We start from the raw sequence: 9,114 nt of genomic DNA, 5'->3' as shown, positions 1-9,114 counted from the left end.
TGTGCCTCTGCGGCCTCCAGCACCATCCGGATCGCCCGCTCCTTCATCTCCGGCGGGTACTGCCGTAGGGGGTTCTTTGATCTGGTCATTGCTCCATCCTTTCAAAGCGATGGAGTGTCCATCAGACCCAGGGCGGTTCAGAATTCCAGCGGGCAGCTGGGCAACAACTCCCAGACGAACAGCAGTGTTCCCGTCCAGGTGCAGGGTCTGACCGGGGTCACGGCGATCGCTGCGGGCGACGACCACTCCCTGGGACTCAAGTCCGACGGCACCATGTGGGCCTGGGGCGACAATGAAGCGGGGGCGCTGGGCAACAACTCCACCGCCAACTCCCTGGTCCCAATCCAGGTGCCCGGCATGTCCAACGTCATCGCGATCGCTGGCGGTGACACCCACACCGTGGCGCTCAAGTCCGACGGCACGGTGTGGGCCTGGGGAAAGAATGCTTCCGGCCAGCTGGGCAACGGCACCACCGCCAACAGCCTGGTCCCCGTCCAGGTGAGCAACCTCACCGGGGCGGTGGCCATCGCGTCCGGCGGGCACAACTCGATGGCGCTGAAGTCCGACGGCAGCGTCTGGGTCTGGGGCGACAACTCCGCCGGCCAGCTGGGCAATAACACGACCACGGGTAGCTCCGTGCCCGTGCAGGCGAGCGGGATCAGCGCAGCCGGCGGCATCGCCATCGACGGTGACGATGACGATCACACCCTCGCCGTGAAGTCTGACGGCACGGTGTGGGCCTGGGGTTCGAATACCAATGGCCAGCTGGGCAACAACTCGACTACGAACAGCCTGGTCCCGATCCGATCCAACATGGCCAGCGTGAAGCTGGCCAGCACTCAGGCCACCTATGCCTACAACGGAGACGGTCTTCGCATGTCCAAGACCGTCGGTGGCACCGTCTCCCAGGAGACCTGGGACGTGGCCGAGGGCCTGCCCCTGCTGCTCGTGGATGGGTCAACGGACTATGTCTACGGACCGGGCGGACGGCCTCTGGAGCAGCTCAGCTCCTCGGGGACCCTCTTCTACCATCAGGATCAGTTGGGTTCGACGAGGGCGTTGACCAACGCGTCGGGCGTCATGGTCGCCACCTATACCTTCGATTCCTACGGTCACTTGACGGCATCGACGGGTTCCGTATCGAACCCCTTCGGTTTGGCGGGGCAATACACAGACGCCGAAACCGGCCTCGTTTATCTGCGTTCCCGCTACTACGACCCCGCAACCGCGCAGTTTCTGAGCAGGGACCCGTTTTCAGCCCTCACTGGGAGCGCCTACGGCTACACAGCTGGGAATCCCCTGAACGCGACTGACCTGAGCGGCTTCAACTGTATCCCAACCGGTCCCCCAAATGACACCGCAACCGCAGGACCGGGTGGTTCGCCTTTGCCGCTACTCGCGGGCATCGCCGAGAACGCCGGCATTGGCGTTGCCGATTTCGGGACAGTAATCGTGACCGCCGCCGTCGACGGCGCGGAGGGCGCGGAGATCCCGGACCCCTTCTATATCGATCCTGTGGAATTGGGTGATGAGTCGATCATTGCCAACCAGGCGGCCGGTAACGCAGCTCGGGATGCGATAGCCGCTCGGTATCCAGGAGCTAATATAGAGCAAACCTTCCAGACGGCTTTGGGCGCTCGCCGCGTAGATGTACTGACGCAGGACGGCTTGGCGATCGAGTCGAAGGTTGGTTACACTTCGCTGACAAAGAGCATTCAGCTTCAGATCGCCAAGGATCAGCTTCTTATGCAGAATCCGGCGATCAGCGGCGTGGAGTGGGTGTTCAGCGCGAGTGCGGTGACCGGCCAGGTGGGTCCGAGTGGGCCGCTGGCAGAAGCACTCGACAAAGCCGGAATCGCCTGGTCGATCGGACCATGATCGTGGACTGGGATGACTATGAGGTTTATGACCCTGGTGTGTCAGGCCCGTTGAATACACTGTCTCGTGCTGACGCCCGTCGAGCCTTCAACAAGCTGATGGGCGGAAGGACGACCCGTCGTGAGATGTTGCGTTGCCTGCTGAGGGCCAATGGGATGGACCTGGTGGGCAGCGACTCCGGGATCCAGGACCTCAACGACTGGTTTGTAGCCAATGTTGAGGCCGACCCGGACAACCCCGGCCGTCTTCTTCCTGACTGGTATTCAGTGGTCAACGACGTGGCACTGTTCTTGGGCGATGTGATCATCGAGCGTTGCCCCGGACTTCGCTGGGAGTTCTACACCGGCGGGAAGAAAGACGTTTCCTTCCAGCGACACGTTCTCATGGGTTTCACCCAGGTGCCGAACCCAAAGTACAACCTCGACCTCGACAGTGCAGTTGCTACCTATGGACACCGGATCGTCGCTTCGAGAGGGTCGATCGCTCACCAGGGCAAGGTCAAGCTGAGAGGGGTCGAGATTGATGTTGACGCCGCTGTGGCCCGCCAGCCGGCCCGGGAGATCCAGCCTGACGCTTTCTGGCGTTGGGTGAAGCTGGCGGAGTCGCAGGCCTGATTCGGATGCCTTCAAGGCATCAATCGAGGGGCGACGACGGGGCCCGGCCCTAAGCCGGCCAGGCGTGGTAGTAGTCCCGGCCGCCGTTGCGCTTGAACTCACGGGTGATCGTCGAGCGATGCTGCCCCAGTCGCCGGGCGATGGCGCTCGCCGACTCGCCGCGGCGTAGGTCCCCCGGGAGATCTCCTCCCGCTCTCTGGGGGTAAGGAAGCGCCCCCCCTCGCGGGGGCCGGACGCCGAAGCAGGGTGTGCCCATTGATCGCGATCACACGACTGATCAGCGATGGACTCCGACCGGTGATCTCAGCCACCTCTGCGAGGTTCCTGCTTCTCCCGGGCGGCAAGGGTCTCGGCGGTGTTCAGCACCTGCACGTCGCGGCCGTCGATGTGGTCCTCGTCGTACACCGCCACCGGGGACTGCTCGAGCGACAACGCCAGCAGACGGGGGGCGTCGACCCGCCCGGTCCCCCACTGGCTGGTCGCGGTCACGCTGTGGCGCTCGCCCGGGTTGGCAACCTTGACCGCCCAGCTGGCGGCGGCGACCGAGTACTCCGCCCGCAGCGACGGGCAGGCGAGCACCTCCCCGGCGAAGGCCTCGAGATCACTTCCGGGTATCCAGGTCGCCCCCAGCCGGGCGTCGATGTCGCTCGGCGGGATGTCGACCGGGACGACCCTGGCCAGGGCCTCGACGTTGGGCCGCCACCGGGGGTCGAGCGCCGCCGCCGCTTCCGCCTCGGCCAGCTTGGAGCGGACGTCGCCCGAGAGATATGCCTGGGCGGTGAGCAGCTCGGCGGTGGCCGGGTCCTGCCAGACCAGCGCCCCGAGCTTGCTCCGGGCAGATTCGGCGTCGGCGCCGAGGAGGCCGGCGATGACGCCGAGGTCGACCCGCCCGTGCTCGTCCAGGCAGATGGCCAGGGCGTCCTGGGCGCTGTCGGCCCCCGGCGGGGCTCGGCGCTTCGTGATAACCCGGGTCGAGGAGACCGGGGCATGACCCGGGTCGAGGAGACCGGGGCCTTCACCGCCCGCTGGGTTTCGGGGTCGACGAGCTCCAGTGCCGGCTCCGTCTGCGCGGCAGAGGTGCGACCGCTTGGGGCTACGGCACCCTACAGCCGGACGAATTTATCTGGAGCCCAACGAGCACCATTGCTGCTTGCGGAGGGCGGGAGATTCTGGTACGCCTACGGGATATTCGGGAAGTTGTTATCTGTCGTCTCTGGTTTGGGGCTGTGGGACTTACTGTCGTAGATAGGAGCGGCGGCCAGCTATGGTTCAGAACCCACAGCAGTTATGGCGATCAATTGGTTCACCACCTAATTCCAAAGTCGGGCTCGGAAACCCACGAGGCTACCGAGCAACCGGATGGGCGGGCCGGCTAGGCCGGATGATGCCGGTCCGGGGGTGGGGATCAGTCAGTGGAGGTGGTCAACGATCTCGCTCAGCACCAAGGGCCCCGAGAAGAGAAGAAAGGCCCCGATGGCCATCAAACCCATGATGATGCCAGCTACGGCTCCCCCGGCGGACTGGCGACCCGCCCTCTTGGCTTTCCGCCGCGAGTGGAAACCGGTCGTGACCGCCGCGGCGCCGATGAGCGGCCAAATGAGAACTAGGGTTAGCCACAGGGCCCAGGGATAACCGCCGGTCAGTTCACCGAGAAACGCGTCCGCCCAGTACCAGGCGAGGCTGGCGATGCCGAACGCCAGCGAAACTCTCTCCTCCCGGGGATCCCAGGACTCCACTGGCGGGTGCCCAGGGTAAGGGGGTTTCAAGACACCCGGCTCCTTTGGGCGACGGGCGCGCGCCGCCCGTCGGTTACGTCGGGCAAGCCCGTGGTGCTCTACGCTTGGCCAATGGTCCTCCGTGTGATCGCCGCGCTCCTCTTCGTCGCCGGCGCCGTCTGGGTGATCCAGGGCTTTGGCATCGCTCCCACGGGCTCGTTCATGGATGGCGACGCACTCTGGGGCTTGATCGGCCTGGGCTGTATTGCCCTTGGGATCGTCACCCTCGGCTACGACCGTTGGCGCCGGCTCCGCCCGCGACCCTGACTTTCGACGCGAGACGTTGGCGTAGTCGTCTTCACCTACCAGGCTGCTCAGCAGCCCGTCTGGGCGGCCGGCGTCCAGGTGCCTCGGACGGCGGCGTCAGCCGGAGTCATCGCGGACGTGCCGGTAGCGCTCGTAGACCACGCGCGAGCCGAAGGTCTTGGTCTCGACCAGGTCCAGCCGGATGTCGTTGGTGACCGGCGGCAGGAAGGGCGTGCCGCCCCCGACGATGATCGGGTTGCGGAACAAGCGCAGCTCATCGACGAGGCCGAGCTCGATCGCTGCCGCGGCCAGCCCGGCGCCGCCGATCGACACGTCCTTGTCCGTGGCCTCGAGCGCCGCGGCCACTTCCTCAGCCACCGGTGCCTTGGCAAGCCGGGCGTTGCCCTGCACGCTGTCGAGCGTGCGGCTGAAGACAACCTTCGGGAGCGCGCACCAGACGTCGGCGAACACGGCCCACAACTCGCTGCTGCGCATCGACGGGTCCGTCTCCCAGGGCAGCATGGTCTCGTACAACCTGCGGCCGAGCAGATAGCCGCCCAGCTCGCCTACCTGGGCGAGGTGGAAACGGAACTCCTCTTCAATGGGCGCGGTCCATTCGAACGCGCCCTCGCGGTCGTTGATAAAGCCGTCCACGGAGACGCCCATCGAGTAGATCAGCATGGCTTCGCGCTCATGACAACGGAGATGCGGACGATGGTCGAGACGAAGGCCACCGGTGAGCTTGCCATCCGAGCTCTCCTTCCCTCTGCAGGCTGGTCTGCCTCAGGTCGTGAGCGATCGCCGAAGCCGTTGCGCGCTGAGCCCACGTTACGCCGAGGTCGCTCGCCCTCGCTCAGAACTACGTTTGAAAGGGACCAGCACCACATCACCCGGGGCGTCGGAGAGTCCTGTGAGCCCCCGATTAAACGTCGCAACACGCCCTTCCCAGCGGCGGCCAACAGCCAACAGATGCGCATCGGTCACCTGCCGGTACACCACGACGCGACGAAACTTCGCCCGCTACGACTTCGAGAGGCTCGTGATGACCCGGGGCGGCGGCGACATCGAGGCGGCCGTGCGGGCGATGGTCTCAGATCTGGATGGCCCGTAGCCAGACCCCGGCTCCGCATACGGCGGCCGACGCCATCCTTGCCAGATCGTCATCCGAGGCCCGGCCAGCCGACCTCGGCTAGCCTCCGCCGCAGGGGGGTGTCGACACAGGCGGGCGTCCGGTTGACGTACTCCCGGGCCTGCTCCACGAGCGCCCTGGGGAGTTCTCCGAGGTACCTCATCGCAGTGTCCAATGAGAAGGGCCGACCGGTGTGGTTGGCGAAGTTGGGTGGCAGCTCGGCCCAGATGACGCAGTCCACGCCGTGCCCTCGGGCCCACGCTTTGACCGGCTCAGCCATGGCCATGTGGGCGAGGCACCGGTGCGTGTTGTCCTTGGTGTCGACGAAGCCGATGAGCTTGCGGTTCCGTGCCCCCTCGGCTTTCATCAGGTCCTCGACGGCGGCGTTGAGGTCGTTGCGCCGGCTGCGGGCCCACAGGGTGGGCACGGGGACGCCGTTGGCCGGGTCGAGGACCGGGATGAGGCGGCAGTCGACCGCCACCCGGGAGAACTCGATCGGCAACTCGGGCCCGCCCGGGTGCCAGGCCTCCTCGGGGCGCTCCTCGTCGTCGCACACCAGAGGCAGCTCCCGCGGGTCCCACGCCAGGGCGCCCCAGGTCACCACGGCGATGCTGCGGGCGAGCTTGAAGTCGGTCAGCTGGATCTCGTCGCCATGGCCCATGAAGCTCAGGTCCGGCCCCGGGGGCCCTTCATCGCCGTGGTGAGCCGCCGGAGAGGACGGATTGGCGTCTGGAACGACCCCGAGCAGCTTGCCGAGGCTCATCGTCCCGGGGTTGTCGTCGGCGGGCGCCCGCGGGCCGCCTTGCCGCGGTGGTGATCCAGTTGGCTCCTCCATCGCCTTCCTTTCGAGTGACGGGCGCGCGGTCAAGCCACGACCAGCGGTGCTTCTGATTCGCTGCCGGGGGTGAGGCGTCAGCCGCGGCGTGCGGGCTTGCGCCCCCGCAGGCGCGGGGCTGTCGGCGTGGTGTGCAGGTAACAGGTGCTCTGCCGGTTATAGATGCACAGCCGGGTCGCGCACCCCGGGTGCGAGCAGATCCGGTCCTCGGGAAAGAGGTGGGAGCGGGTGGGCAACCCGATCGGGCGGGTCGCAGAGATCAGCATTGCGGCCCCCTCCTACTCGGCGTCGGCGGGCTTGCGGCCATACCCGCCGGCCGAGATATCCCGGTTGAAGGTGCTGGGTTTCCAGGATTCCGGGGCCTCGTAGATGGTCTCGGCCTTGGCCCGGGCCGCCTCCAGGACCGCTTGCGGCCCGGCGGCCCGGAGGGTCGCCCGCACGCGGTCGGTGAGCCGAGCCCCGTCCAGGACGCTCTCCGGATCCCGGAGGTACTTGCGGGTCTGCTCGGGGTCGAGGGCCAGCCAACGGATGAAGGCCTCCAGCTCCACTGCGGGGTCTGCCATACCCATGCCTCCCTGATCGGCGGTCATGGTCACTGTCGCTCCCCGGGCGTTTGCCAAACCGTTTGCGCCCTCCGATGGGGAGGTGGCGGCAGTTTTCGCCGCGGCCTTCCCCGCCGGGAGGCCGCCGACCCATGCTTCCTGGGCGAAGCCACGCAGGGCGGCGATGAGGTCCGGTTCGGGATCCCGCACCAGCGATGAATGGGTGGAGCAGCGGGCTTCGACGGCCCGGGGCGACCGGCATGCCTTGAGCTGGGCACCGAACGCCTGCTCGGTCAGCCAGTGCCCCTCGCCCGGCCAGGGCCGGCCCGCACGGACGACGAGGGCGGGAGCCGCCACCTCGGCGAGCATCCCCAGGGTGTTGGCTGCCAGCACCGATTCGAACTCCTCGCCGAGTGCATCCCGGAGACCCCGGCGCCGGAAGGTACCGTCGGAGAGCGGGGCCAGTTCAAACCGGGCGAAGCGCTCCACCCAGCGCTCGGCCTCGTCGCTGTACCGGCCGTTCTCAGCCCGCCACGCCCGGACGTACTCGTCGACGCTGAGGAACCGCAGGTCCATGCTCGCCTCGGCGCTGGACAGGTCGGAGCCCTTCTGCGCCAGGAAGGCCGGCAATCCGATCGCCGCATCCATGAGGACCAGCCCGGCGACATCGCGGCGCAGGGCCACGCCGGCTGCGACCGGGCCGCCGATGCAGAAGCCCAGCACGACGGGGCGCTCCAGCCCGAGCGCGTCCATGAGCTCGACCACGTCGTCGATGTGGCGGCTGATGTCGTAGCGCCCCGGCGGCTTGTCGCTGAAGCCGTGCCCGCGCAGGTCCATGGCGATGAAGCGGTGCTCCGGTGCCAGGCGCTCCCCCAGGCCGGTCAGGCTGTAGGCGCTGCCGGCGGTGCCGTGGATCGCCAGGACGGCCGGCTCCTCGCCGGGCCACTCCACGATGTGCATGGTGATCTCGTCCAGCGCCACGAGCTCATCGCGGGGCAGGACGCGTCCCTCCCGGGGCGCTGCCTTGGCCGCCACTGCGGGCACCAGCTGCGGCTCGGCCTGCAGCTCATCGCGGACCATGCGTTGGTAGCTGCGGTAGGCGGATCTGGCTGCCTCCCGATCCCCGAGGCTCTCATAGGCCTCCACCAGGAGAACGTGGCCGTCCTCGCAGTACGGGTCCACGTGCACCAGCCGGGAGAGCGACGGGATGGCCGTCCCCGCCCGCCGGCCGTCGATCGCCCACCGGGCGTAGGCGACCGTTGCCTGCCGGAACAGGCGGCGGAGGTGCTCCTGCTCCACATAGAGCCAGGTGTCGAACGCCGGCGAGGCCGATACGGCGAGACCCTCGCACAGGTCACCCCGGTAGAGCGCCAGCAGCCCGGGGTGGGCAGCGGCTCCCGGACGGTCGCGGATCTGCTCCGCCGCCGCCGAGAAGACCGCGACGTCGGTGGAGGGCTCGAACCCGATGGCGTGGCCGTCGGCCCGCAGGCCTTCGCCCAGCTCAGCGGGCAGCTTGGTGCGCACGGCATTCAGGTGCCAGCGCAGGGCCCTGCGCGGATCGTCCGCCGCCGGGAAGAGGAGCCGGGCGAGGTCCGCCCTGGACAGCTCCGTGTCGGCCAGCGCCAGGCGGCCCAGCAGCGCCCATTCCTTGGGGCGGAGCCGGAGGGACTCCTCCCGCCCCGCCCACCGGATCAGCGGAGGCCCCAACAGGCACAACATCTCGTCCGCCCGGCTGAGTGGCGCCCTGCCCGGCGCACGAATGACCATTAGTGAGCCCGGCGGAGGGTCCTGCGCCCAGCCAGGTGCAAGGCGGGGGCGACGTCGAGGCTGGGGCTGATGATCTGCGTCTCCATGTAGCTCGGCACCGTCCTTGCCGGTGAATTCACCCTATGCAGCATGAGGCAACGCCCAGGCATGGTACGAGCTGCCCTCCCCATGGTTGCACGCCACCGGACTGTACGTGGCCATGCCAAAGTCCCCACTGGTGGCCACTTAGAACGCCCCACGGGTGGCCGCAAGGAAGCCCCACCTCCGCCTGAAATCCGAGTCCTGGCCCCTCCGGCCGGTGACGGTGTCGGTGTCCGCCAGCACCACA

Annotated in this window: 10 protein-coding genes; 3 read left to right on the top strand and 7 right to left on the bottom strand. The window is 67.7% G+C overall.

The genetic code is table 11. The features are described from left to right. Both VFW71_16440 and VFW71_16435 read left to right on the top strand, forming a co-directional pair. Positions 1-1,878: RHS repeat-associated core domain-containing protein (locus tag VFW71_16440; GenBank protein ID HEU5004348.1), on the top strand; the 1,878-nt coding region annotated here is incomplete at its 5' end. After that, complete coding sequence (locus tag VFW71_16435) at positions 1,875-2,492, top strand: hypothetical protein (GenBank protein HEU5004347.1); 618 nt, start codon at positions 1,875-1,877, stop codon at positions 2,490-2,492. The genes VFW71_16440 and VFW71_16435, both read left to right, overlap by 4 nt. Before the next feature lie 49 nt (positions 2,493-2,541). Here VFW71_16435 and VFW71_16430 read toward each other — a convergent pair whose 3' ends face one another. The 3 genes from VFW71_16430 to VFW71_16420 all read right to left on the bottom strand — a co-directional run bounded on the left by VFW71_16430 (position 2,542) and on the right by VFW71_16420 (position 4,228). After that, positions 2,542-2,748 carry a helix-turn-helix domain-containing protein gene (locus tag VFW71_16430; GenBank protein HEU5004346.1) on the bottom strand — a complete coding sequence of 69 codons (207 nt, stop codon included), beginning with the start codon at positions 2,746-2,748 and terminating at the stop codon, positions 2,542-2,544. Between the two features lie 47 nt (positions 2,749-2,795). Then, a complete protein-coding gene (locus VFW71_16425; protein HEU5004345.1) occupies positions 2,796-3,071 on the bottom strand; it encodes a hypothetical protein in 276 nt (91 codons plus the stop codon). Between the two features lie 830 nt (positions 3,072-3,901). Next, positions 3,902-4,228 carry a hypothetical protein gene (locus VFW71_16420; protein HEU5004344.1) on the bottom strand — a complete coding sequence of 109 codons (327 nt, stop codon included), beginning with the start codon at positions 4,226-4,228 and terminating at the stop codon, positions 3,902-3,904. A gap of 111 nt (positions 4,229-4,339) precedes the next feature. Between VFW71_16420 and VFW71_16415 the strand changes: the two genes are divergently transcribed. Continuing rightward, a complete protein-coding gene (locus tag VFW71_16415) occupies positions 4,340-4,534 on the top strand; it encodes a hypothetical protein (GenBank protein HEU5004343.1) in 195 nt (64 codons plus the stop codon). Positions 4,535-4,630: 96 nt separating this feature from the next. Here VFW71_16415 and VFW71_16410 read toward each other — a convergent pair whose 3' ends face one another. The 4 genes from VFW71_16410 to VFW71_16395 form a co-directional block, all read right to left on the bottom strand. Then, positions 4,631-5,194 (bottom strand): dihydrofolate reductase family protein, encoded by a 564-nt coding sequence (locus tag VFW71_16410; GenBank protein HEU5004342.1) that lies wholly within the window; start codon positions 5,192-5,194, stop codon positions 4,631-4,633. A 479-nt stretch (positions 5,195-5,673) separates the two neighbouring features. Then, positions 5,674-6,405 (bottom strand): hypothetical protein, encoded by a 732-nt coding sequence (locus VFW71_16405; protein HEU5004341.1) that lies wholly within the window; start codon positions 6,403-6,405, stop codon positions 5,674-5,676. 149 nt (positions 6,406-6,554) lie between these two features. Then, positions 6,555-6,743 (bottom strand): hypothetical protein, encoded by a 189-nt coding sequence (locus VFW71_16400; protein HEU5004340.1) that lies wholly within the window; start codon positions 6,741-6,743, stop codon positions 6,555-6,557. 12 nt (positions 6,744-6,755) lie between these two features. Beyond that, entirely contained in the window at positions 6,756-8,726 is a 1,971-nt protein-coding gene (locus VFW71_16395; protein HEU5004339.1) for an alpha/beta fold hydrolase, read from the bottom strand. Between the last annotated feature and the right edge of the window lie 388 nt (positions 8,727-9,114).

The sequence above is a fragment of the Actinomycetota bacterium genome, assembly GCA_035765775.1.
Taxonomy (GTDB): Bacteria; Actinomycetota; CADDZG01; order JAHWKV01; family JAOPZY01; genus DASTWV01.
Note: the sequence above shows the minus strand (reverse complement) of the source record. Positions and strands in the feature narration are given on the sequence as shown.